The sequence below is a fragment of the Sphingobacterium thalpophilum genome (assembly GCF_901482695.1).
In the GTDB taxonomy this organism is placed as follows: domain Bacteria; phylum Bacteroidota; class Bacteroidia; order Sphingobacteriales; family Sphingobacteriaceae; genus Sphingobacterium; species Sphingobacterium thalpophilum.
Genome location: NZ_LR590484.1, coordinates 3,315,108 through 3,339,963, shown reverse-complemented (window position 1 = coordinate 3,339,963; position 24,856 = coordinate 3,315,108). Strand labels below are relative to the sequence as shown.

The window sequence follows — 24,856 nt, the reverse complement described above, 5'->3', positions numbered from 1 at the left end:
TGTAATGAAGCCAACAATCAATATATATTGTGACGAAAGTTGTCATCTACAGAATGACAAAGAACCAATTATGGTTATCGGAGCTGTTTATTGTCCGATTGAGAAGAAGGAAGAAATTTTTGAACGATTGTATAGTTTTAAAGTTAAACATAACCTTATTCCAAAAATCAAAAAAAATGATAGTGACAACCGAAGCTACTATGAACTAAAATGGAACAAAGTTTCAAAATCAAAAATCGAATATTACAAGGATGTAATCAACTATTTTTTTGATGATGATGACTTGCAGTTTCGAGTGCTTGTGGTTTCTAATAAATCTGCTATAGATTATGAGAAATTCAGCCATACACATGATACATTTTACTATAAAATGTATTTTGGAATGCTGAAAGCTATCTTGAACCCTGAAAACTCTCATCATATTTATATCGATATTAAAGATACCAGAAGCAAAGAAAAAGTTCACAAACTGGAACAAATTTTAAGGAATGACAAATATGACTATTCTAAAGAAATCATTAAAAAAGTACAACAGGTAAGATCCCACGAAGTAGAAATTTTGCAATTGACAGACTTATTAGTCGGTGCTACTGCTTATGTGAATAGAGCGTTAGCAGACAGCAAAGCTAAAAATGAACTAATTAATCTCATTAAATATCGCTCTAAATATTCTTTAACAAAATCTACGTTGTTAAAAGAGCGAAAATTCAATGTTTTTATCTGGGAACCTCAAAAACCATATTTTGTATGAATTTAGTGTTTCCTGAATTAATATATTTTGATGAATATGATGGAAATTTCCCCTCTTATTTTGACGCTATTTATTCCGTCTTTCATTGCGATTTCATCCAAGCTCAGCCTCTCTATGAAGGACTAAAAGTGTCTGTAAGGAAATATCCGGAAGTCGAAGGAATGCATCGTACATTTTATCATATTACGCACGAAGGAGAAGACGAAGCCAATAGACAACCTGATTTCCGACGAATGGAGAGAATCCGTTTTCCAAAATTTGTTATAGAAAACTTTGAACACGACGAAATACTCATCTGGAAAAATATAAGAGGCAAAGACGAACGAATCGTTTTATTTAATGAAGCCCAAAATTATATTGTGATCTTAACCGATAGAAAAGAGTATTATATGTTCATTACCGCTTATTATATCGAGACAGAGCATCGAAAAAGAAAGCTATTAAAAGAGTATGAAGCGTATATAAAAGCCAAAACCGCTTAGCGGAGCTAAACGGCTTCTTATACTCCTTTAACACTTACATCCAATGAAGAAATGGTTACTGAGCTTCTGCAAAGGTACAAAATAAAATTGAAAAAGCAAATGGACTAGATCCTTAATGCTGAGTAAGAAGATAATAATATGACCGAGATAAAAAAAGAAAATAAAAGCGTGGGTAAGGTTCCCAATTTGAGATTCCCTGAATTTACGGAGGAATGGGAAACTAAGAAGTTGGGGGAATTTGGCGAGAAAGTAAAAACTAAAAATAAAAATAATAAAGTTAAACTAGTGTTTTCGAATTCCGCTGTACAAGGGATTGTATTACAAGATGAATATTTTGATAAAAGTATTGCAAACAAAGATAACTTGAAAGATTACTATATTGTGGAACCGTTTGATTTTGTTTATAATCCTCGTATTTCTTCAAATGCACAGGTAGGTGCTATGAGTGTAAATAAGACTGGGAAAATAGGATTGGTTTCACCATTATATACTGTTTTTAAGGTTAATGATAATTCGATCAATCTTACTTTTTTAGAAATTATTTTCAAAACCACAGTTTGGCACAACTATATGAGGAGTATTGCAAATTACGGTGCAAGGGATGACAGAATGAACATAAAAGGCGATGATTTCTTTGCTCTTCCTGTTAAATTGCCTTCAAACAAAGAGCAGTCAAAAATAGCTAACTTTCTGTTTTTGTTGGATCAAAGAATTCAAACCCAAAACAAAATAATTGGGGAAATAAACGGTCTTAAAGCTACCGTTATAAAAAAAATATTCGCTGGGCAATTGAAATTCAAGGATGACAATGGAAAAGATTTTCCGAATTGGAACAAGACAGCTTTAGCAGAGATCGGTGAATTTTCAGGCGGAGGTACTCCATCCTCCTCTAATATTGATTTTTGGAATGGGAATATTCCATGGGTGTCCTCTTCAGATCTATCTGAAAATAATATTCGTTCGATTAATGTTTCAAAATTTATAACAGAAAGTGCTATTGATAATTCTGCAACAAAACTATGTCCCGCTCCTATGATTTTAATTGTTTCACGAGTTGGTGTTGGCAAGGTAGCTTACTCAGATAGAAGTATATGCACAAGTCAAGATTTTTTGAATGTATATAATTTCAACTGCAATGGTTTATTTCTAACATATTTGATTTCAAAAGAGATGAAAAAAGCAGCATCAAACACTCAAGGTACTTCTATTAAAGGAATCACAGCATCTGAAATTAAATCAACTGAAATTCAACTTCCTTGTAAACCTGAACAAAACAAAATAGCAGACTTCCTTTCATCAATCGATTTGAAAATTGATATTGAAAATCAATTTTTACAAAAATTAGAAGAACAGAAAAAGTTTTTACTGCAGCAAATGTTTGTATAATTTATGCAAGCATTTGCTGCAACAGGTATTTCTTCTGATTTTCAGCTTGAATTAAAATTTCCTTTTCAGTTTGAATTTTTTGGTCAATTGAGGACAAAAATGATGCTATTTTTTGTTGCTCTTCTAGTGATGGAAGGCTTACTTCAATATTAAAGAAATCAGAAACACCTACATTTAATAGACCGTGATTTCGAGCACCTTCTTGTGCTATTTTTTCTATTTCAGCATTTTGAATACCTGATTCAAAATATTGTTCTATAAAGTCCAAATTAACAATAGAATTGAATCTAAAGCAGATGTATAAGGTTGATACAATTCCTTTGTCGTATTTTTTTAACCTTTTCACAGCCCCCATTGGATAACCACTAGAATAACTTCTGTTATATGCAAATTCATTTTTTTCTAAAAGATAGTATCCTGAAACATCCTTAGCCGAAACAGATTTATTAAAAAACTCCAATTGACTTATTAACCCAAATTGAGCTGATATTGTTAATACATTTTGACTTCCCACAGAGTTTTTTTTAATAATTCTTTCAGAAATATCGCTCAATTTATGAATTATCCATTCAGGAAAATATTTCCCATCATCATCAGTAAACCTTATTTTTTGTTTGAATATTCGATTGCGAAAATCTCGGATTAAGGTTTCTAATTGTTCAATTATTTTGTTTTGGGTTTGAATACGTTCGTCAAGTAATGCGAAAAAAGAAGTGATTTTTTGTTGCTCATCTACAGCAGGAAACGATAAATCAATTTTTGATATCCTTCCAACATTGATGCTTAAAACTTTTGAGCCTTGAGATTCCTTTTGAATTTGTGTTCTGACAGAATTGGATTTAAACAAATAACCGTTAAAGCCCAAATGAAAAATACTTTTTTTTGGTCTTGCTAATAAAGTGTGTAGTCCTGATAATAATTTCTCGCCATTGACATTTACAATTTCGATACTCTTTCCCACATCATTCAAATCTTCGGAAGCGTCAGCAAAAATTACATCTCCTTCTTTGCAATAATTTTCATTAGAAATCCTGTCAAGATTTATTTCTTCATTTATGAAAGGAATTACTTCCTTAGTAGTATCAAATAAGGTTTGAAATTTAGTGTGAATATCTCCGTAATGGATATTTTTTACAGTACCGGCTTTGTAATTTAAATTTTCACGAGAAAATGAGTTTGTCACTTTAAAGTCCATCACGTCCCCCAACTTCTTCGTTTCCCACTCCTCCGTAAATTGAGGAAATCTCAAATTGGGAACCTTAGCTCCAAATCCATTTCGAGGATTTGATATCCTTAATCTTAAATTACTTTTATTTGAGATTCAATAAATAAAAATATAATGACTAAACAAAAACAACTTTCAGAAGTAATTGAATTGTGGAAAACAAACAAAAAACAGTATGTTAAAAAATCAAGCTTTGCAGCATATATACTGTTGATAGAAAATCATTTACTTCCATTATTTGGCAACAAATATTTAATAGAAGAGACTGATGTACAAAATTTTGTATTCAAGAAGCTAGAAGCTGGCCTTAGCCACAAAACAATTAAAGACATTTTGATTGTCTTAAAAATGATTATGAAGTTTGGCGCGAAGAATAAATGGCTAGAATATACACCATTTGACATCCAATTTCCTACGGAACGTGAAAAGCATAATATCGAGGTACTAAGCAGAGCCGATCAAAAGAAAATAATGAACTACATTCAAGAGCACTTTACTTTCAGAAACCTAGGGGTTTATATCTGTTTAAGTGCCGGCATGCGTATTGGCGAGATATGTGCGCTTACATGGGAAGATATTGACACTGATAGCGCTGTCATCAATGTCAGGCAAACAATTCAACGAATTTACGTCATAGAGGATGGAAAGAGAAGAACTGAGCTCATCCTAGATACGCCTAAGACAAAGAACTCTATTCGGGAAATACCGATCAGCAAAGACCTTCTAAGGATTTTAAAACCATTTAAAAAGATTGTCAATCCCTCCTTCTTTGTACTAACAAATGATGCGAAGCCTACCGAACCAAGAACATACCGCAGCTATTACAAAAATCTAATGAAAGAACTGAAGATGCCTGAACTTAAATTTCATGGATTACGGCACAGTTTTGCAACGAGATGTATCGAAAGCAATTGTGACTATAAGACGGTAAGCGTTTTACTAGGCCATTCCAACATCAGTACGACACTAAACCTTTACGTCCATCCAAATATGGAACAAAAGAAGAAAGCGATCGAACAAATGTTTAAAGGACTGCGATAGCTGATTAAATTATGAATTAGGAGGAGCAAATTACAAATACTTTTATTAAATTTATCCCTAAGTCAAAATAATTATTACTCCTAATTCATAACAATCTTGAGCAAGCAGTCTGAACAAGTTTTAGAGGAACAGTTAATTATCCAATTACAAAAATTGGGATATAAATATGTCGTACTACCTAATGAAAAAGCTTTATTGACTAATCTAAAAAGCCAAATAGAGAAGCACAACAATATTGTATTTAGTGATAGCGAGTTTGAAAAAGTCTTAAATATTCTAAATAAAGGCTCTGTATTTGAGAAAGCGAAAACATTACGTGAAAAGAAACATCATATCATACGGGATAACGGTGATAATCTTTATTTCGAATTTTTAAATGTGGAACACTGGTGCCAAAATGAATATCAAGTAACCAATCAGATCACGCAAGAAGGCAAATATGGGAATCGCTACGATGTTACCTTGTTAATCAACGGGCTTCCTTTAGTACAGATAGAGCTGAAAAGAAGAGGATTGGAAATGAAAGAGGCTTTTAATCAGATCAATCGTTATCAAAAACATAGTTTTGGTGCTGGAAAAGGATTGTTTCATTTTGTTCAGTTATTTATTATAAGTAATGGAGTCAACACTAAATACTTCAGCAATTTCGGTACGCACAACCAGGAATTTTTACAGACATTTCATTGGACAGATGAAAATAACATTCCACTCAACAATATTTTAAATGGCTTTACCGATACATTTTTAGAACCATGCCATGTCAGTAAAATGATATGTAAATACATCGTCTTAAATGAGACCGACAAAAAGTTAATGATTCTACGTCCCTACCAATATTATGCAGTAGAGAGTATCATTAAAAAGGTGACTGAGAATGAAATATTAAATGGCTATAATATTGAGAAAAACGGATATATATGGCATACTACTGGTAGTGGAAAAACCCTAACAAGCTTCAAAGCCAGCCAGATCTTATCTAAAATTCCAGCGATTAAAAAGGTCGTATTTGTTGTAGACAGAAAGGATCTGGATCATCAGACAAACAAAGAATATGATAATTTCAGTAAAGGTTCGGTAAGTTCCGCTACCAACACGGATGACCTAATCAGGAAATTTAATGATCCTGAAATAAGGATTATTGTCACCACTATCCAAAAACTGAATAATGCTATTTCAGGCAGGAATATATTTAAAATGAAGTCCATTCAGGATGGAAGAATGGTGTTTATCTTTGATGAGTGCCACCGTTCACAATTTGGTGACACGCATAAAAACATCGTGAATTATTTCAGCAATATACAACTGTTTGGTTTCACAGGTACGCCAATATTGGAAAAGAATTCTGATGGGATGAAAACTACGGCTAGCTTATTTGGCAAATGCTTGCACAAATATGTGATCACGGATGCGATACGTGACGAGAATGTATTGAAATTCTCCGTCGAATACATACAGACCTTCAAGAAGAAAGATCATATCATCGATCTAAAAGTAGAACAAATCAATGAACATGAGGTGCTAGAAGCTCCTCAACGCAAAGAAGCAATTGTCGATTACATCATTCAATACCACGATCAAAAAACGCAGAACAGAAAATTTTGCGCAATGATGTGTGTACAGGATATTGATGCTGTGATCCATTACTATGAGATATTTAAGCGCAAAAAGCTAAATGGAGAGCACAACTTGCGCGTAACAACTATATTCAGCTTTGGACAGAATGAAGATGAAATGGACGATACCATTTATTCACAATTAGGCGTCGCAGCCGAACCTAAAATGCAATATGGTAATCCCAAGCCACATCGTCGAGAGTTATTAGAAAATTATGTTCATGATTTCAACGAGATGTATGGCGAGGCCCAGGATATCAGAGATAATGAAGGTTTCTATAAATATTATAATGCGGTAGCTGGTAAATCTAAACATCCTAAACACGAATCTGATATTCTATTGGTCGCAAACATGTTTTTAACAGGTTATGACAGTAAGAATCTTAATACATTATACGTCGATAAAAATCTTCAATTCCACGGACTGATACAGGCATTTAGTCGTACCAATCGTATTTTAGATAAGAATAAAACGCAAGGAAATATCGTCTGTTTCAGAAATCTAAAAGATAAAACGGATGAAGCAATTGCTTTATTTAGCAACAAAGAAGCTATTGACGAAATCATTGTAGAGCCTTATGTGACCTATGTCGAGAAATTTAATCAAGCAACTCAAAAGCTCCTAGAAATCGTCCCTGGAGTAGATAACGTAGACGGGCTTTATACCGAAGAGGAAAAGCTTAAATTTATTCTGGCTTTCCGTACGATGATACGGTTGCATAAAAAGATGAGCCATTATTCCGAATTTACATGGGAAGATCTAGAAATCGACAGAGATATTTTTGATGGCTATAGCAGTAAGTATCAAGATCTAAAAGATTCAATAAACTTAAAAAGTGATATTCAAAAAACCTCTATACTTAACGATATCGATTTCGAACTTGAATTGATCAGACGGGATACCATCAATGTTACGTATATAATCCAGCTCCTTATTAAATTCAAGTCGAAAAAAGCAGGCAAGGATAAAGAAAGTATTGAAAAAGATATCGCCAATCTCTTGAACACAGAGGTATCACTACGAAGCAAAAGAGAGCTTATTGAGAAATTTATTCAAGAAAATCTACCGCATATCGAGGATAGCGATACGATCCCGGATGAGTTTGAAAAATTCTGGAATATAGAACAAGAAAACGCATTGCAGGACTTAATCAAAACTGAAAACCTGTTAGAAGAAGATACCGAAAGGCTAATTGAAAACTATCTTTTTACAGAGCGAGAACCTCTTCGTAAAGAAGTTCTTTCTCTTCGCGCTGAGGGAAGACCTAGCGTTCTAAAATCCAAAGAGATTGGTGATCGTATTTTAAATAAGATTGTTGGGTTTGTGGATACTTTCGTGAATGGGATAACGGGCCTGTAGTAAAAAGCCTGGCTTAAATCAAGGAAGTGCGATCAAAAACACCAAACAAAAGTTAAAACATGTGTAATAAAAAAAAACTATGGCATTATATAAATTAAAAGCACCTAGGCAATTTGGCGATATGCCTAAAGGCTATGAATTTCAAGTTGTCTCCTCCACTATACCTACACCTAATGCGAAGGATGTTGAAAAAGAAATAGCAAGATTAGGATTTAATAGACAAGCCCAAGGATATAGAAGTCCTGGCAATTTTGAAGTAAAGAAGATAAGTTAGAAGCTTAAAATTCTATTTTATTCAGATATTTTCGAATTCAAAAACTCATTTGGATTAACTACGGGTAGGATGATGCCATTTAAATTGGTTTCAGCCAACCTGCTGTATAAAATTCCTCTAAGAGTAGAATAGGATAAGCCAATCAATGTACCCAATAGCTGGTCTGTAAATGCGGCCTTGCCATCTTTTTCACCAAGGAAATCTAGCATATTCTCGACCTTAAAATAAAAATCATATAGGTATTCAGCGAAAACATGTTCAGTACATGAAAACGACACCAAAAGAGATATTTTAAATTTTGGGATAGGCTCAAACTTGATAGAGGTTTTTAAGCTTTAACCCTATGATACAGTTGGTGTTACACTCCCGGGGAACCTGAATTTCCAGATCTCCCTGATCTCCACGAACCTTTTTGCTCGTATGCCCGTTTCGGGAATTGCCCCGACCACTGCGCTCATGCTTTTCATAGCCAAGGTGGCCATTCATTCTCCTTCAAGCATCTGCGATACTGCACGTGCCTGTAATTCGCGGAAAAATGATTGCGCAGCTATAAGCCTTCCTTAAAACTCTTTAAGAATTCCTTGTCGTTTAATAGTGACTCCTTGTCAACCATACTTTTATTACTTAATGAAGGAATAGACTTCTTAGTTTTCCAATGCATGAGCATTGGCTGATCAAGGAAATGCGCTGTCTGTGGAGTAAGATAATCGCAGCTCATATGTGGTCGTAACATATTATAATTTCCAATGGCGCTTTTGGTGGCTAGTAATGCTTCAGCGCGCGACTTAAACACACGATTTAATCTAAAATCAACTTTTAGAATTCCATTAACTCTTTCAGCCATAGCGTTTTCATATGGATCGCCATTATCTCTCATACTGATGCTGATACCTGACTCACGTAATTTATTAACATATTGAAAACTGCAATATTGCGATCCTCTGTCAGAATGATGGATCAGCGGAGTTTCTGTTTGTATTTTTGTTCTGGAGCCAATTGCCATTTCCAATGCTGTCATGCAGCCTTCGGTATTAAGATAGGGGTGTAAACAATAACCGACAATCATTCTGGAATGCGCATCTGTAATCAGTGATAAATAGTTGAAGTCATTGCCCACACAGATATAAGTCAGATCACAGACCCAAACCTGCTCCGTTGTACTCACTGAGATATCCTTTATTAGATTGGGATATTTTTTCATCCAGTGATTGGAATTGGTCGTTCTGGGCACTCTTTTACCTGCTCTTATAATAAGATTATGGGCCTGTAATAAGTTATGAAGCTTATCTCTCCCCATTTTAATGTCACTTAATTGCAGGCTGGGACGTATCAGACGGTATAGCTTATTGGTTCCCAAACCGGGTATCTCACGACGAAAAGCAGCAACAAGGTCCAAAACTAAACTGTTCTGGGCATTCACTGCCTTTGTATGACAATGCTTTTGATAATAGGCTTGACGGCTTTTACCAAACAGTCTGCAAAGAGGGCCGACGCCAACTTTTGCAATACGGTTATCCCGTAGCTTTAAGACTGTTTGGTACCACGCTTTTTTCTAATAGATATCTTTAAATCCTGTTCAGCAACATCAATTAAGCTGTTTAAAGCAAGGATCATAAGGTTAGCCTCCTTTACTGCACGTTCTAATTCTTTGTTACGTTGCTGAAGAATGTGCAAATCCCGTTTCTGTTTATCTGTCATAGGAGCTAAAGTTATCAATCCCTCCTCAATTTTTTTGCGATAAGCATTTACCCAGTGATTGATTGCCTGGACGCTGTGAATTTCCAGCGATTCAGCAACTTCAACAACACTTTCACCGTTAAATAAAACGCGTACTATTGCTTCATCTTTGATATCCTCTGTGTATTGTCGTTGGATCAATAAGTGTTTAATATGATCATTCATTCTTGAAATAATTTTATTCCAAAAAATGTAAAGCTATATCAGTAGAAGACAATGGAAAGGACTTTAAGAACGATCCCTTATTGGCTCCTTTCCTAAAAACCCTATCTTATTATATTTGACTTCCCGAGAAAAAACAAAAAGATATTGATTTTCGATTATTAGTTTAGTAAATTTATAAAAGTGCACTACAGTATTTTTATTGTATGTATAAGCCTATATATAATAACTTGACTTAAAATAACAGTCCATCGAGTAATATTTATAAAATTTCCGTATAATTATGGCAGATAGATCAGCAATTGATACTATAAAAGGTTATTTTTACCAATTCGATTATACTATTCTTAGTTTATTGAAGTTATCGCAAGATACAGATGCCATCACTATAGAAGGCATTGAAGATATAGATATATCGACAGCTACAGAAGAATCCGCAATCCAGTGTAAGTATTATTCAAAAACGGAGTATAATCATTCTGTTATTGCCGAACCTATTAGATGGATGTTATCTCATTTTGCTGAGTACAAAAAGGGGAAGGCGCCCGAAATCAAATATATATTACGAGGTCATTATAAATCAGGACATGACAAATTATCCTTGCCCATAAACACTCAATTCCTAAAAACTCATTTCTTAACATATAACCGAACTGTTAAAGAAGTGAAAAAAACTTTTGAGCATCATAACATTTTAGGGCTCACAGATACAGACCTCCAGGAATTTATAAAGGTCCTAGAGATTGATATTAATGCCGAAGACTTTGAAAACCAATATAAAGAAATAGTCCAGCTCCTTAAATCTTACTATTCTTGCTCGGAATTTACCGCAGAACATTTTTTTTATAACAATGCGTTAAGGGCGGTCAAAGAATTGAGTATAAAAAAATCTCTTAAATCAAGAAGAGTTAATAAAGCTGATTTTTTTCAATTGATTGATAAAAGACAAATCCTTTTTCATGAATGGTTCGTAATCAAAAATGGAGAAAAAAAGCATTTTGCCAATCTGAAAAAGGAATTTTTCACATTTCTAAATGTATCATCTTTTGAAAGAATATTTATTATTGAAATCGATACAAACCAATATACTAGAGTTGAACTTAAGGAGTTGATTTTCATTATATCAAAAAAATGGTCAAAAATATCTAAGAGAGAACCGAAGCCTTTCTGCCCCTACATTTACATACACAATATAAATGAAAAAGAATTAATTGAACTAAAGAAGGAACTTTTATCTGAAGACTTTAAATTTATTGACGGATATAATTTTAATGGAGCTGATTTCAACCCGTCTTCAATTGTTCAAAGAGCTGATTATAGCAACCAAATAAAAATAAAATTTATAAATAAAATAACATTTATAGATGGAGTTCTGAAGGCTACAAAAGGTACTAAAGAATTATACCAATTCTATTTAAAACAGCCTTTCTACCAAAATGACCAAGCTTCAATTAAGCATATTCAAATTCAAATAAATCAGTTAAGCAATATTAAAAATATCATATAATGTCTGAACAAAAATCCCCAATTAATGCTCAGGTTGTATCAGTATTCCCTGACAAAATAAAAATAGTAGTTGATAATTTAGAGGATTTTAAAATAGCAGAAGAATCCTTGAAAGTAGGTTCGTACCTTAAAATAGAAGACAATGAAAACGCTATTTTGATAGCAGTTATTGAAAATTTTCAAATTACTGTCAGTGATTTGGGCGTAAATACGCATCTGATAGAAGCTTTCCCATTAGGAATCTTAAGAGCTAACAAATTTGAGAGAGGTGGGGATTCTCTTGCAATCCCACCGAAAGAGGTACAGCCAGCTACTATTCAAGAAATAAAAAAAATTTATGAAAGTTCCATCGATAAAGAGGAATCATTTTGTTTCGCGACGTTATCTACAAATCCTAATGTAAGTATTCCGGTAAATGGCAATAAATTTTTCAACAAACATATTGCCGTTGTCGGTTCGACAGGTTCTGGAAAATCCCATACGCTATCTACTTTAATTCAACATGCTATTTCCGAAAAAAATGGGGAATTTTCTTTAAATAATTCTCATATAATAATTTTTGATATTCACTCAGAATATTCTACAGCATTTCCTAAGGCCAACTATATTGATACAAATAATTTAGTTTTACCATATTGGCTTCTAAATAGTGAAGAATTAGAAGAGTTTTTCTTAGACACTGAAGCAAACGATCATAATCAACGCTATATTTTTAAAGAGTCTATAGTCAAAAATCGCAAAGAGAATTTCAACGGCCCAGAAACAGAGAAAGCAAAGATTCACTATGACTCCCCTATTTTTTTTGATATTCATAAGGTCCTGCAAGATGCAAATGAAAAAAACACAGAACTAATTGACACGGGAGAAGTATACGCCTCTGGAACAAAAAAAGGAGAGCCCAAAACTACGCAAGGAAGCCTTTACGGAAAACTCACAAACTTTGTTAACAGACTTGAAAACAAAATTAATGATACACGTTTAGAATTTTTAATAGGTGAAAAATCAAAAAAACAGACATTTGAACAAACTATAGAAAATCTCTTAAGTTACAAATCCAATAATCGATCAAACGTAACTATTATTGATTTAAGTGGTGTCCCATTTGAAGTATTATCTATCACGGTATCGCTTATTTCGAGACTAATCTTTGAGTATGGTTATTTTTACAAAAGATTAAGGTCTAAAATTGATAAGACAGAAAAAGTCAATAATGATATCCCTGTCCTACTCGTATATGAGGAAGCTCATAAATATGTTCCCAATATAGATCTTTCCAAATTTCGATCATCGAAAAAATCAATCGAAAGAATCGCAAAAGAGGGTCGCAAATATGGAGTGACTTTATTATTGGCGAGTCAACGACCCTCCGAAATTTCAGAAACTATTTTTTCTCAATGCAACAATTTTATATCAATGAGACTAACAAATCCTGTTGATCAAAACTACGTTAAAAAGCTTTTGCCTGACACACTGGGTAGTCTGATTGACAAAATGACTTCATTTAAGCAAGGTGAGGCGCTCATCGTAGGGGAATCTATTGTAATTCCATCTATTGTCCAAATAAATAAATGTTCTCCCGAACCTTCTTCAAGCGATATACCTTATTGGAAATTATGGAAAGATGAATGGAAAAACTTAGATATAAAAGCGTTAAAGGAAGAATGGAATAAATAATTTAGGAACAATGAATTATAATCTCGAAGTATTAAATGACAAAGAATTTGAGAGCTTGTCCAAGGATTTGCTTGAAAAAGTACTAGAATTTCGACTTCAAAATTTTAAAACAGGCAAAGACGGAGGGATTGATTTAAGATATTCAACCCATAATCTTAATGAGATTATCGTTCAAGCTAAGGCATATACGAAATCTACGTATGCTAATTTAAAATCAACATTAAAAAAGGAGAAAGAAAAAATGGCTATACTTTCTCCTCAACCTGTAAGATATATATTAACAACAACCTGCGATTTATCTGCAAAACAAGTCAATGAGATTGTCACCATAATGCATCCATATGTTACCTCAGCGCAAGATATTTATGGACGAGATAGAATCGAATCGCTGATCAGTAATCATCATGATATTGAAAAAAAATATTACAAGCTTTGGCTTACGAGTACAAATGTTCTAAAGACTATACTACATAATGGACAGCAATCGCAGTCAGATTTTCAAAGAACTAAAATATTAAAGAATGCCAGTCTTTATGTACCCACGAAAAACCTACAAAATGCTATTGACAAATTAAATGAGAATAAATTTGTAATAATTTCAGGAGAACCCGGAGTTGGAAAAACAACGCTAGCTTATATTTTAATATGTGACTTACTTGGAAACGGGTATGAACTAATCAATATTGATGAGAAAATCAGCGACGCATTACATTTATTGTCCGAAGATCCTGAAACTAAACAGGTTCTTTTTTTTGATGATTTTTTGGGAGCAAACATTAATGCGATACTTAATCCGAAAAATACGGAGAATAAAATTATTAGCCTTATTGAACAGATAGAATCATCAAAAAACAAATTTCTTATATTAACTTCAAGAACTACTATTCTTAATCAAGCTAAAGATAATTATGAGCATTTTGCACGTCAAAAATTCGATAAGAGATCTAAGTATGAGCTTGTATTAAACAATTACACTCTTTTAGATAAAGCCAAAATTGTATACAACCACCTTTACTTTAACAATATGGCTGATGAATATAAGACTCATTTTTTTGATAACAAAAGCTATTTAAAAATTATTGAACATAAAAATTATTTCCCAAGGTTAATTGAATTCATTACTGACCAAAAGAACTATGACCATGAATATTATACCACAGTGGATGAATTCATCTTTAAAAATTTGGACAATCCTCGTGAAATATGGAAAATTGCATTCGAACGGCAGCTTGAGGATGAAGACAGGTTTTTATTATTATCACTTTTTTCTTTTGCAAAAACTCGCGTACGGCATGATGAGCTCGAGCATGCGTTCAACTGCCGATATAACTACGAAATTCGGGAAAATGGAATACATAAAAAATTAGATCCTTTTAATAGATCTTTAAAAAAATTATTAGGAAGTTTTGCCTCATCTATAAAAACAAAAGATGGAACCAACGAATATCAACTTTTAAATCCATCAATCGCTGATTTTCTAATAAACTATCTAAAAAAAAGCAATGAGGAAAGAAATAGAGTACTTTTTTCGATAAGTTCTCCCAACCAACTTCTAGGTTATTTCGACAGGATAAGAGAAGATAAGATAATTCTCGATGATTATTTCATAAAAGAATACTATCCAACGTTCATTAATTGCTTAAATAACGTAATGAACAAACATTACGGCCATGTAATTTTTGACATATTATATTGCCTAGATCAATTTTTTAGCCCTAAAACAATTAATGACACAAATACTTTCATAAAATATTTCAACGACCTATTAAACTTAGAATATCAGGCTTATGTCTTTTCTCCACGGCTAATTACCATTCTTAAAAGTGTTAAATCCTGTTATCCCGAAAATATAATCAAAATAGTCACTGATAACTGGAATCTTTTAATGTTTTTAGTAATAAAAAATGCATATGAATCAGATCATCTCTCAGAGGTTAGAGAACTTCACGAACTCTACGCAATTGATTTATTCAAAACAATAAGTGTTCAAGAAATAAAGGAGGAGCTGACCCTTAAAATCAACAGCTTGTTCGATGAATATGTCAAAGATTATGAATTAGTAGTATCTGACGATGATGTGCTAAAGACATATCACGACACAGATGAAACCTATACAAGATCTTATATCAACGATAAGTATTGGGAATCATATGACTCTTTCTTCACTGATTGTGGACTTATAGATTTCTATGAAAATTTCGATCATGATTTAGATATTGACTCTTACAGTTTATTACATAAAATTTTAGAACGTTATAGTTATGAAGAAGACGATTATAGATCGGAAATCTCACATGATAAAGACTATAGTCGTAATGAAGAAATTCAAATGATTGAAGACTTATTTGAAAAATAAATACAACAATTTAGCTGGTATCTCCATATTATAATTAAAAAAATGAGTAAAAAAAAGGTTTAGAGTTAGAATTAATAACTTTAGAATTCTTAGAAAGAATTTTTAATGAACTTGGATATACAGTTACGAGGCGAAGAAACCAGAAAACTGGAACACAAGACGGATGTCTATAACGGAGGTCACCGGGCCAGTTAATTCGGTTTGATTTGCCAATTATTTCGGAGGTCGCTGGGCCAAAAACTCTCCTGAATTTCGGAGGTCATCGGGCCATTGTTACTTCTAAAACGGAGGTCATTGGGCCACTTTCCCTTAAACTGCTTAAGTTGTTGTTATATAACCCTATTACAGCAACATGGCAGGACAACGGAAAAACAAATGGAACTTAGAACACTGATCCTTCTCAAGAAAAAAGGACTTAGTAACCGTAAGGTTGCCCAGATGATGAACATCAACCGTAAAACGGTAGATAGCTATATCGGCCGGTTTAGATTACTGGGATTGGATTATCCCGAACTGCTGGCTGCATATTCCGGTGATGTTGACCCCTTTCCGGCGATACTGACCCCTCTGATTTTGGTTATCTGGGGGATTTTTACCAATAGCCTGACAATATTACCTTTTTTTTCTTAGACTTTCACCCTTAAGTTCAATTCGGTGAGAAGTATGTACAATCCGGTCCAATACAGCGTCCGCAATTGTATCTTCCCCAATCACATCATACCAGCTTGCGACCGGAAGCTGACTGGCTATAATGGTGGATGACCTGGCATGCCTATCTTCAATAATTTCCATCAGGTCCAGTCTTTGCTGCTGATCCAGATTTACAAGACCAAAGTCATCCAGGATCAGCAGGTCAGATTTTGCAATCCTGTCCAGAAGTTTGTGCATTGATCCTTCCAGTCTGGCAATCTTGGTTCGCTGGAGCAGCTTCTGTAGATTGAAGTATAAGACCTTTTTTCCCTGTGAGCATGCTTTTAACCCAAGGGCTGAGGCCAGAAAGCTTTTTCCGCACCCCGTCGCGCCCGATATCAGTAGGGGCTCACCTCTTTCAATGTACCCGCCAGTAATCAGGTCAGCGATCTGGGCTTTGTCCATACCGCGTCTGGGATCCATATTGAGCTCCTCGACCGATGCCTGATAGCGAAAGGCAGCATTCTTTTTTAGTCTGTCAAACCGTTTTTCTTCCCGGCTGTCCAGCTCTGACTGCAGGAGAAGCTGCAATCCATCCTCAAAGTTAAGTTCTGTCATACGACGCGTTTCTACCAGCGCTTTCCAGCTACGCTCCATGCCCAATAGCCGGAGACGTCTCATGTTGTGTTCGATGTTCACTGTAATTGATTTTTATGTTATGAATAATACCCCCGGTTCCTGATATTTTCGTGCAGGGGAAGTTTTTTTTTCGCTCTGTGCCCCGCCGTGCTCCGGAAAGTTTACCATACCGGTTATTAAAAGACCTTCAACAAACTTATACCGTAGCTGGCGATGAGTAATAGCTACCCGACAGGCCTTTATAAACAGGTCGCTGTAGGTCCTTTGAAGCCTGAACAGTCCGTCACATGTCCTGTAAAGCTGTTCAGGATGGCGTTTCTGATCAAAGATCATCTGTACCAGTTCACTGAATACCGGGGATATCGCATTTGCTCTTGTCAGGTAATGGGCAGGGTTCTTTTTTCTGAACTCACGGTACCCGGCATCCAGATGTTCCTCCAGGGTAGTATAGGCGTTCTGTTTTGGGCTCCTCTGATGCAGGGCGACCTGTTTTCCTCCAACAAAGATGTGCACGAGATTTTTGGTGTAGATAACCTGTGCTTTCTTTCCGATATAGCAACTGGGTGCAATATAGAAGTGTCTGTCCCTGCCAAGATAGACATGTCCGTTTTCACCGATCTTGAGCTCCGCATAATATTTTAGTGCAAAGCGATGCTCGGGTAATGGTAACAGAAGATGTTTTTCACAGCTGAGGAACCGTTCCTGCCGGCAATAGCTCCTGTTCTGCATACGCGTCTGGTTCAGCTTTAATACACAGTCTTCAACGGCGCTGTTGAGGGATGATAATGAGAAAAAGCTCCTGTTTCGAAGTTTGGCAAATACCTGCGTATAAATGATCTTTACATGGTTTTCTACGGCACTCTTGTCCCTGGGCTTTCCAGCGCGTGCAGGAACGATAACAGTAGCGTAATGATTGGCCGGGTCTTCCATACAGCGGTTGATTTCCGGTTCGTACCTGTCACTTTTTATAACCGCAGACTTGAGATTGTCCGGAACGATACATCTTGGCACCCCGCCAAGAAACTGTATGCATCTATCCAGCGCATCCAAAAAGTCCGGCGTCTTCTGGCTTGGTACAGCTGTGGCGTAACAATAATTGGAAAAAGGGAGACAGGCCACAAATATCTCACAATTTATGACCTCACCGGTATCGTGATCGATATAATGAAGCTTCTTACCGGAAAAGTCGATATATAGTTTATCTGCCGGCGTATGGTCCATCACCATCGAGCTGCGCTTCTGTACTTTGAGATATTGCCCCAGGTGGAAACAGAACTGTGAAAGTTCATAGCCGTCCGGCACGCTCTGCTTATATTCTTCCCAGAGAAGTTTACGGGTAACACCCGGACGGCCGGGTTCCTGCTGAAAATAGGAAAGCCGCTCTTTGAAATCCTCAAACCGGGCGTCACGATAGGCTGGATTACCGGCATTAAGAAGCCCGTCGAGAATCGGATCCTCCAGTTCCAGCAGCTCGTTCATGTTGAGCTTTGCCTGACCGATCTTGAAAAGATAGGTCTTTACGGTGTTCTTACTCAGTGACAAACAACGTGCTATCGCTTTTATGGCATAGCCCTGCTGTTTCAATCTTATCAATTGTTTTATCTGACTCATGGGTCTTGATTTACCGGCCATTGGAATAACTCTTAAAAATCTTATCCCAAATAAATCAAAATAACCAAGGGGGTCAAGATGCTCCGGAATTAGCCCCACATTATTTTTTTGAGGGGTCAGTATGATCCGGAATAAGTTCATCTAAATCTTATAGAGGGGTCAGCTTCTGCCGGAATGGCATGCGATAACTCAATGGAATCGCGCATATACTCCAGTGCAACGTACCGGAATCATGGGGTCAATTTACTCCGGAATATGCATTCCTCCTCCATAAGCTTTCTGATGTACGGAAAAAATTTTTCTATCGGGTTGTTACGGCTTTGTGATCTGCGGGATAAGGTTTTCATATCCAGATATCTCTTGATAGTTCGCCTGCTCATGTTCAGATGTCGTGCCATCGCACGTATAGAGTGCCCTTTTCCCTGCAGTTCTTTAAGCTGTTTGAACCGTTGAAGGCGGATTCCACCTTGGGGATTCGCTTCGGACCTTTTGTCTCCACCAGAGATATTTTGGCCGCAGACCGCTTTTTCCGCTTCGTTCAGGGGTTGCTTCGGGGACAGCATAGCGTTGACTTTGCTATACTGCCTGACCAATACTTTCTGTACTGCTTCGCTTAGATTTTTCAACAGATGCCAACGGTCGGTTACCTGTATAGCCTGTGGTGCACCGGCGATGATGGCTTTTTGGTAATTACTGTATCTGTCCCGACTCATTACCTTAATCTCCGGACGCATTTCCAGCCATTTTCGCAACGTCTCTTCTTCCCGGTCAGGCAGAAGGTCGATAGCTTTCCCTGTGTGAAGATTGACCAGGATACTACCATAGCTATTCCGTTTTTTATAGGCCCAGTCATCCACCCCGACAGCAGTCACACCTTCTGATGGTGAAAAAGCCTCGTTTTCAATCAGTCGCAGTATAGTCGTGTCACTGGAAGGCATCGACACTAAGTCGCAGATTCGCTCAGCAGGTCTGCCCCCGGCCAGTAGTCCCAGCTGCCGGATCTTGTTTTCCAAACGGTCGGTCTTCCGCCTGTAAGGCTTAAAGTAATGCTCGAAACGTTCAGTGAATACTTTAAACGGGCATTCCTGATGACGGCAGTAAAACTTACGCGAGCGAAGAAAAATCACGGATGTTTTTCCAAAAACCGGAAGATCTGCGATTTTACGTGTGTAATAACTATGGATTCTTTTCGAGGGGATACAGCAGTTCGGACAGCTAACAGACCCGGTGCCACTCTGAACATAAATACGAAGTTCGTCCTGTCTGTTGTCAACCGATATCACTTTGAAGCGATCCCCGTTTGAAAAAACGAGTTTTGAGGCATTCATTATAATCTTAACGGTCTGCACACGACAATTATGATAAGATTACCACCAAAAGTGGGGAAGAACCCGCTTCGGCGATATCTCTCGTCCGCGTAGCTGCAAAGCCTTTGCTGATGAATACCTTTCGTGCCGCCTGTTTGATCTTCTGCTCGGTTGAGTCTATATTTGTCTTTATCATCTGGTCTGAACATCATTGGTAATGCAAAGCTACTGATATTGTTTAGTATTAAACACTTATTTTAAACGTTTGCTTAACATTTAGATTCTAAGTTCCTCTTGAGCGTTCTAAGATAACGGCGCATGGCCCTTTTGGTGACCCAATTGACGATGGTATGGGGCAGTGAAAACCCTAGTCCCACTTTCACGACCGCGCTATCGAATTCCAGCGTATAGCAAACACGGGTCCCACCACGATCATTGTCATGAACTGTCCGAAGAGTTCGTAAAAAATAGCTTTCGTCAGTAGAGGAAGTATAAACTACCCGTGTCTGGTCGACCCATTCCGTGCAGCGTAATTTTCGCAGGTACGAGGGTACCTTTGGGGATAGCCTGGAATCTTCCAGGGCAACGGCTCCTACCTGCACCTCCCCTGTTATGGAGGTACCGTTGACCTCGCTGCGCCAATACTTATCATTGCGAAGATCTGCTATATAATCAAAAACTTTTCTCCGTTCGGCAGCTATCTCTATGCTGAGCGACTGTGTTACTATCATAATGGGTTGGTCTAAATATATCCGATGCTATCACGATCTATAGGCAAGACTGTCTTTTTTACTCAAAGTACGTGAATAGACGTTCTGGTGGCAAACATTTTAGCAAAGACCTGTTCAATATGATGGTTCAATTGAACATTTTCCTACATGAACGTCGAATGGGCCAGTTCCATAAAGTTACCTCCAATCAAACATTTCCCAACCTAAAATATAGCAGTTCATCCCGCCCATTCCACATATCATCCAACTTGGCATTCCTATCGACTTTGGTTTTGTCAAGCTTTGCAGCTCTTATATCATTATTTATACATTCATGAAATACAAGTTAGTCAAAGGCGTTCTGTTCGCCATGCTCAGCATTACCCTGGCCTGTAAAAAGGACAAGGTTACTGATCCCACAGATTTGGAAATCATCGCACCGACACCAATCGGAGTTGTAAACGGTCCCAAAACGACCAAGGAAATCGGCCCCAATGGGGGGCTCATCGAGACTGCCGAAGGCATTAGTATCAGCATTCCCGATGGCGCCCTGGATAAAAACACGGTTATTACGGTGGAACCCATCAGTACCACCAATCCAGCAGGAATAGGTCAATCTTTTAGGCTGTTGCCCCACGGCATCAAGTTTACCAAGCCTATCGAAATGACTTTTTCCTTTGCTGCAGTAGCCAGCAGCATTCCGCTGATTGAAGGCCTTACCGTTTCCTATCAGGATGATCAGGGTATCTGGAGAGTCGAGGGGAATACCCGTACCAATCCCACTGACCAAACAATTACGGTAGTTACAGACCATTTCAGTGACTGGGTCCCCATGAAGTGGCTGGACCTTGTTCCCGGCAATGCACAGCTGGAAGTGGGAAAATCCCTAACATTGAAGGCCGTTAGGTACATCCAGGTCGAGGACGACGATTTTCTAATCGTACCACTTGTCCCATCGAAGGTAAAAGACCGGCCGGTGATCAGGCCTGTTGCCTTGGCACAAAAACACATCGTCAAATGGGAACTGGGAGGTCCAGGGGAACTCAAGGCCAATGGAAATACGGCTACCCTAACTGCTCCTAAATCTGTTGCAAGTGGAAATGGAGCAGCGGTCAGCCTTCAGGTAAAGAGTCCCGGCGTTACCAAAAGACTATTGGTCTCAAACATTACCTACCTTTCGGACGAATACCTGCTGGTCAGTTTCAATGGAGGGGAGTGGAAATCCTATTATGGCGCCCTGACCAACATACAACAGAAATATAATGCGATTACGGGGATGGTCAATCCGGGCGATGAGTTCGTACCCCTGGCCATTATTTGGAACACAGGTGAGGGAAATCATCCTTGGACCGCTATTCACGAACCTAACAAATTTGTAGAATTCCAATACGCCTATTCTACCAAGGATCATCTCAGTCATCTCTATGAAAATTCAAAAGAAGATTGGGTGCCGAGCGGGGGAAGCCTCAACATACCAAAGATAAACAAAGACGGTTATACCGAGGGTACCTTTAACCTCAGCTCTGCCGGCAGATGGGTGGACGGTGAATATGCTGGCAAACTCACCATCAGCGGTAAGTTCAAACTGAAATTCCACCAGTTCTGATCGTGTTCACTATCGAATTGGATCACCTTAAATGATGAGCAATGAAAAGTTCAATTTTATGCTGTGCTGCTATCCTACTATGGATCAATTCCATGGCGCAGCCAAAACCAGCCCACAACGAAGCCTTAGACGCCTACATTGCAAAGGAAATGAAAGAAACCGGCACGCTCGGGATGGCCGTTGCCGTGATCAAAAACGGAAGGATATTACATTCCAATACCTATGGTCTTGCGAACATCGAATACGGTATTCCCGTTTCGCCGCGTACCAATTTTGCCATTGCCTCTGCGACCAAACTATTTACGTCCAGCCTATTGATGAAATGGGTGCAATCGGGGAAGATCAGCCTAGAGGATCCGATCGGCAAATTTATTCCAGAGGCACCCAAATGGCAGGACATCAAGATCCAGCACCTACTGGCACATGAGGGCGGCATAGTTTGGCCGGGAGCGCTTGGCGGCTATCTGGGGATTGGCGCTTCTTCCGAGTTCAAGGTAGAGCCCATCGAAACGGTCATCAAACAATTAAAGGACTCGTCGCTGGTATTTCCGCCCGGAAGTAAACAGGCCTACCAGAACGGAGATTATTTTGTGCTGCAATATATCATAGAAAAAATTGCAGGTGAGCCGATCGAAACGGTACTAAAAAAGGAACTTCTTTTGCCAATGCAAATGTTGGATGGAGGCTTTGACGTCGAATACAGGGGATTTCCTTTTCAGACCATGTACCCCATTCCCAACAAGTCACAAAATTTCACTAAGGGAAAAAATGGACCACTGGTCTTTAAGGGCTATTATTCGCCAGCCTCTTTTGGGGCCGGTGGGATGTTCCTCTCCCTTTCAGATCTTTGCAAGTGGGCAATCTGCCTGGATAGGCAAACTATCCTAAAAAAGGAAATACAGGACGTAGCGGTTGCAGCAACTGGCCTAAAGGGCGGTTTTAGCAAAATGGGATGGGCTATACAGAACAACAACGGACTGGCGATAGCTGGACATAGTGGCGGACCCGGCCTGGCGGATATCCTCAGGGTGCCCCAAGACAATTTTACGGTCATCGTACTGAGCAACAATGCCGACCTCTATGCCTACCTGGCCGGGGAGATCCTGAAAATGTACTATCCGAATTACAAGCCTGAAAAAATGCCGAAATCCTTCACAAGAAAGTTGGTTCGATAAGGCTGGTACCGCTCAGGGGCTCGAGCCTTCATTTAAATCCGCTAGGGACCAACATGGTTAACCTAGCGGATCAATAGAAAGCTAAGCCTAAAGCAAAAAGCAATCGTCATTGGCAATGTTCCGGAACTCTCCATTCCTTTTGGCGTCCATGATCACTCCGTAGATTCCTTCGGCAGAAGTTGTCGTATCCATCGGTGCGTCCGCCCCGCCCACATTGGTCCTTACCCATCCAGGATGGACCGCAGTCACCCTGATCCCGGTTTCACGCATCCTCAAGGCCAGCATTTTCGTATACATGTTGAGTGCCGCCTTTGAAATCCTATAGGCTGGTCCGTTTGTATCGGCTTGCGATAACAATCCCATATCACTGGAAACGTTGATGATATGACCACCTTTGGAGACCAGTCCCAAAACCGCTTCATTGAAAAACACCAAACCGGTGAGGTTCACATCTATCGTTCTTTTGAAGGATTCGTACTCAGGAATGATAAAATAGGCATCGGTTGCTACTCCCGCACAATTGACCAGGATGTCTATCCCTCCACATTCAGCTTCCAATGTTTTGGCAGCCTGGGCTATGCTATAGGCATCGGTAATTTCAAGGGCCACCGTTTTAAGGTGGGGATGCTGCCATTTGGGAGATTGTCCCGGCTTCAGGGTGATGGTCACCTGATACTGTTGATCTAGCAACAATTGAGCTAGGGCCATGCCTATACCATTATTGCCACCGGTGATCACTACTTTTTTCTGATTTTTCTGTTCCATTATATTCATTTTTCGGCAAAGATTGACCTTAGCAACTAGAACGGAAAACAACTTCGGTTGAATCAGCGATTTCGGGCACCCAATTGAAACAAAGGTATATTGCCATCTTAGGCAAAAACGGTTTGGGCTGTTTTTTTCACACTTGCTCCCTGGGAATGCTCACCTCATCCCAAACCTACTTTGGGCAGTTGAACTACCGCGGCATCTTTGTAAAAAAAACAACAAAATAATATGAAACAATTTACACTAGTCGCCCTACTGCTGATGATCGGACTACAGAGCTGCAAGAAAGATAGCGAGCATGAAGCTGCAGATGATTTTGCGGGGTCGCCCAGAAGCGAAGTTCCCGATGAACTGATCGCACCCAACGGAAAATATTGGACCTATGGCACCGTATCCAGCATCAACTATCACGACACCTATTCAGATTCCTACAGAAATGCCTTCGGGCTGAGCCTCTTTTTGGAAATCCGTAAAGACGGAACCTACAAGTTCATGCAATACCTCAATAGCGGAAACTATGCTACCCTGGACCAACTATGGCTGGAAACGGAAGGAACGGTGACCATTGGTACCGCTGATGTAGATGGTGTAGCCTATCCCACCTTCACCCTACATCCGGTCAAAGGCATCGAAAGGATCAGGACGGCCACAAAAAATGAGCAGCGCAAGCTCAAAAAGGAAGCATTGGTCGGCAGGGGAAATCTTTCGGCAACCTTCTTTTACGGACGCTACCTTGACCAGGGAAAACACTTCCTTGATATCCTGAATACCGACGGCACGGCACCAATCCAAGCCCTACACGAGGAATGGTAGCTATGCCAAAAGAATAAAGAAATGATAGCA

The 24,856-nt window shown here is 38.1% G+C and carries 24 protein-coding genes; 13 read left to right on the top strand and 11 right to left on the bottom strand.

Going from position 1 to position 24,856, the window contains the following annotated elements:
* Nucleotides 1–4 precede the first annotated feature (4 nt).
* The 3 genes from FGL37_RS13910 to FGL37_RS13900 all read left to right on the top strand — a co-directional run bounded on the left by FGL37_RS13910 (nt 5) and on the right by FGL37_RS13900 (nt 2,619).
* On the top strand, nt 5–751 hold the full coding sequence (locus FGL37_RS13910) for a DUF3800 domain-containing protein (protein WP_028071650.1): 747 nt from the start codon (nt 5–7) through the stop codon (nt 749–751).
* Nucleotides 748–1,233, top strand: coding sequence for a hypothetical protein (locus tag FGL37_RS13905; protein WP_037534205.1), 486 nt, complete (start codon nt 748–750; stop codon nt 1,231–1,233). Before FGL37_RS13910 ends, FGL37_RS13905 begins: the two co-directional genes overlap by 4 nt.
* 138 nt (nt 1,234–1,371) lie before the next feature.
* On the top strand, nt 1,372–2,619 hold the full coding sequence (locus FGL37_RS13900; protein ID WP_138096860.1) for a restriction endonuclease subunit S: 1,248 nt from the start codon (nt 1,372–1,374) through the stop codon (nt 2,617–2,619).
* A gap of 1 nt (nt 2,620) precedes the next feature.
* Here the strand turns inward: FGL37_RS13900 and FGL37_RS13895 are convergent, their stop codons facing one another.
* Nucleotides 2,621–3,868 carry a restriction endonuclease subunit S gene (locus tag FGL37_RS13895; protein WP_081817981.1) on the bottom strand — a complete coding sequence of 416 codons (1,248 nt, stop codon included), beginning with the start codon at nt 3,866–3,868 and terminating at the stop codon, nt 2,621–2,623.
* 90 nt (nt 3,869–3,958) lie between these two features.
* Between FGL37_RS13895 and FGL37_RS13890 the strand changes: the two genes are divergently transcribed.
* From FGL37_RS13890 to FGL37_RS13880, 3 genes are all read left to right on the top strand, one after another.
* Nucleotides 3,959–4,885, top strand: coding sequence for a tyrosine-type recombinase/integrase (locus tag FGL37_RS13890; RefSeq protein ID WP_028071646.1), 927 nt, complete (start codon nt 3,959–3,961; stop codon nt 4,883–4,885).
* 96 nt (nt 4,886–4,981) lie between these two features.
* Nucleotides 4,982–7,858, top strand: coding sequence for a type I restriction endonuclease subunit R (locus FGL37_RS13885; RefSeq protein ID WP_028071645.1), 2,877 nt, complete (start codon nt 4,982–4,984; stop codon nt 7,856–7,858).
* A gap of 79 nt (nt 7,859–7,937) precedes the next feature.
* On the top strand, nt 7,938–8,132 hold the full coding sequence (locus FGL37_RS13880) for a hypothetical protein (protein ID WP_028071644.1): 195 nt from the start codon (nt 7,938–7,940) through the stop codon (nt 8,130–8,132).
* A gap of 17 nt (nt 8,133–8,149) precedes the next feature.
* Here FGL37_RS13880 and FGL37_RS13875 read toward each other — a convergent pair whose 3' ends face one another.
* The 4 genes from FGL37_RS13875 to FGL37_RS13860 form a co-directional block, all read right to left on the bottom strand.
* Nucleotides 8,150–8,341: a hypothetical protein gene (locus FGL37_RS13875; protein ID WP_028071643.1), complete on the bottom strand. Its 192-nt coding sequence runs from the start codon at nt 8,339–8,341 to the stop codon at nt 8,150–8,152.
* A 100-nt stretch (nt 8,342–8,441) separates the two neighbouring features.
* Nucleotides 8,442–8,618, bottom strand: coding sequence for a transposase (locus FGL37_RS26110; RefSeq protein ID WP_138096856.1), 177 nt, complete (start codon nt 8,616–8,618; stop codon nt 8,442–8,444).
* Between the two features lie 61 nt (nt 8,619–8,679).
* A complete protein-coding gene (locus tag FGL37_RS13865; RefSeq protein ID WP_138096854.1) occupies nt 8,680–9,639 on the bottom strand; it encodes an IS3 family transposase in 960 nt (319 codons plus the stop codon).
* Nucleotides 9,640–9,656: 17 nt separating this feature from the next.
* A complete protein-coding gene (locus FGL37_RS13860) occupies nt 9,657–10,034 on the bottom strand; it encodes a transposase (RefSeq protein ID WP_028071642.1) in 378 nt (125 codons plus the stop codon).
* A 280-nt stretch (nt 10,035–10,314) separates the two neighbouring features.
* Between FGL37_RS13860 and FGL37_RS13855 the strand changes: the two genes are divergently transcribed.
* From FGL37_RS13855 to FGL37_RS13840, 4 genes are all read left to right on the top strand, one after another.
* The gene (locus tag FGL37_RS13855; protein WP_028071641.1) at nt 10,315–11,538 is read left to right on the top strand and encodes a DUF4297 family anti-phage-associated protein; all 1,224 of its coding nucleotides are present in this window, start codon (nt 10,315–10,317) and stop codon (nt 11,536–11,538) included.
* Nucleotides 11,538–13,211, top strand: coding sequence for an ATP-binding protein (locus FGL37_RS13850; RefSeq protein WP_028071640.1), 1,674 nt, complete (start codon nt 11,538–11,540; stop codon nt 13,209–13,211). The genes FGL37_RS13855 and FGL37_RS13850 overlap by 1 nt, the downstream gene beginning before the upstream one ends.
* Nucleotides 13,212–13,221: 10 nt before the next feature.
* On the top strand, nt 13,222–15,567 hold the full coding sequence (locus tag FGL37_RS13845) for an nSTAND3 domain-containing NTPase (RefSeq protein ID WP_028071639.1): 2,346 nt from the start codon (nt 13,222–13,224) through the stop codon (nt 15,565–15,567).
* Nucleotides 15,568–15,942: 375 nt separating this feature from the next.
* Nucleotides 15,943–16,197 carry a helix-turn-helix domain-containing protein gene (locus tag FGL37_RS13840; protein ID WP_028071638.1) on the top strand — a complete coding sequence of 85 codons (255 nt, stop codon included), beginning with the start codon at nt 15,943–15,945 and terminating at the stop codon, nt 16,195–16,197.
* Here FGL37_RS13840 and istB read toward each other — a convergent pair.
* The 5 genes from istB to FGL37_RS13815 all read right to left on the bottom strand — a co-directional run bounded on the left by istB (nt 16,180) and on the right by FGL37_RS13815 (nt 20,485).
* Complete coding sequence (istB, locus tag FGL37_RS13835) at nt 16,180–16,896, bottom strand: IS21-like element helper ATPase IstB (RefSeq protein WP_197734471.1); 717 nt, start codon at nt 16,894–16,896, stop codon at nt 16,180–16,182. The two genes, FGL37_RS13840 and istB, sit on opposite strands and share 18 nt — an antisense overlap.
* Nucleotides 16,897–16,908: 12 nt before the next feature.
* Nucleotides 16,909–18,447 (bottom strand): IS21 family transposase, encoded by a 1,539-nt coding sequence (gene istA, locus FGL37_RS13830; protein ID WP_197734470.1) that lies wholly within the window; start codon nt 18,445–18,447, stop codon nt 16,909–16,911.
* A gap of 230 nt (nt 18,448–18,677) precedes the next feature.
* The gene (locus FGL37_RS13825) at nt 18,678–19,775 is read right to left on the bottom strand and encodes an ISL3 family transposase (RefSeq protein WP_138096852.1); all 1,098 of its coding nucleotides are present in this window, start codon (nt 19,773–19,775) and stop codon (nt 18,678–18,680) included.
* A 28-nt stretch (nt 19,776–19,803) separates the two neighbouring features.
* Nucleotides 19,804–19,950 carry a TetR family transcriptional regulator gene (locus FGL37_RS13820; protein ID WP_081818014.1) on the bottom strand — a complete coding sequence of 49 codons (147 nt, stop codon included), beginning with the start codon at nt 19,948–19,950 and terminating at the stop codon, nt 19,804–19,806.
* Between the two features lie 73 nt (nt 19,951–20,023).
* Nucleotides 20,024–20,485: an SRPBCC family protein gene (locus tag FGL37_RS13815; RefSeq protein WP_028072162.1), complete on the bottom strand. Its 462-nt coding sequence runs from the start codon at nt 20,483–20,485 to the stop codon at nt 20,024–20,026.
* Nucleotides 20,486–20,798: 313 nt separating this feature from the next.
* Between FGL37_RS13815 and FGL37_RS13810 the strand changes: the two genes are divergently transcribed.
* Both FGL37_RS13810 and FGL37_RS13805 read left to right on the top strand, forming a co-directional pair.
* Nucleotides 20,799–22,070 (top strand): hypothetical protein, encoded by a 1,272-nt coding sequence (locus FGL37_RS13810; protein WP_028072163.1) that lies wholly within the window; start codon nt 20,799–20,801, stop codon nt 22,068–22,070.
* 41 nt (nt 22,071–22,111) lie between these two features.
* On the top strand, nt 22,112–23,245 hold the full coding sequence (locus tag FGL37_RS13805; protein WP_081818015.1) for a serine hydrolase domain-containing protein: 1,134 nt from the start codon (nt 22,112–22,114) through the stop codon (nt 23,243–23,245).
* An 87-nt stretch (nt 23,246–23,332) separates the two neighbouring features.
* On the opposite strand, the gene FGL37_RS13800 is transcribed toward FGL37_RS13805, so the two are convergent.
* Nucleotides 23,333–24,010, bottom strand: a complete 678-nt coding sequence (locus tag FGL37_RS13800; RefSeq protein WP_160169553.1) for an SDR family NAD(P)-dependent oxidoreductase — start codon at nt 24,008–24,010, stop codon at nt 23,333–23,335.
* 231 nt (nt 24,011–24,241) lie between these two features.
* On the opposite strand from FGL37_RS13800, the gene FGL37_RS13795 reads away from it, so the two are divergent.
* Complete coding sequence (locus FGL37_RS13795; protein ID WP_028072165.1) at nt 24,242–24,826, top strand: hypothetical protein; 585 nt, start codon at nt 24,242–24,244, stop codon at nt 24,824–24,826.
* Nucleotides 24,827–24,856: the final 30 nt, after the last annotated feature.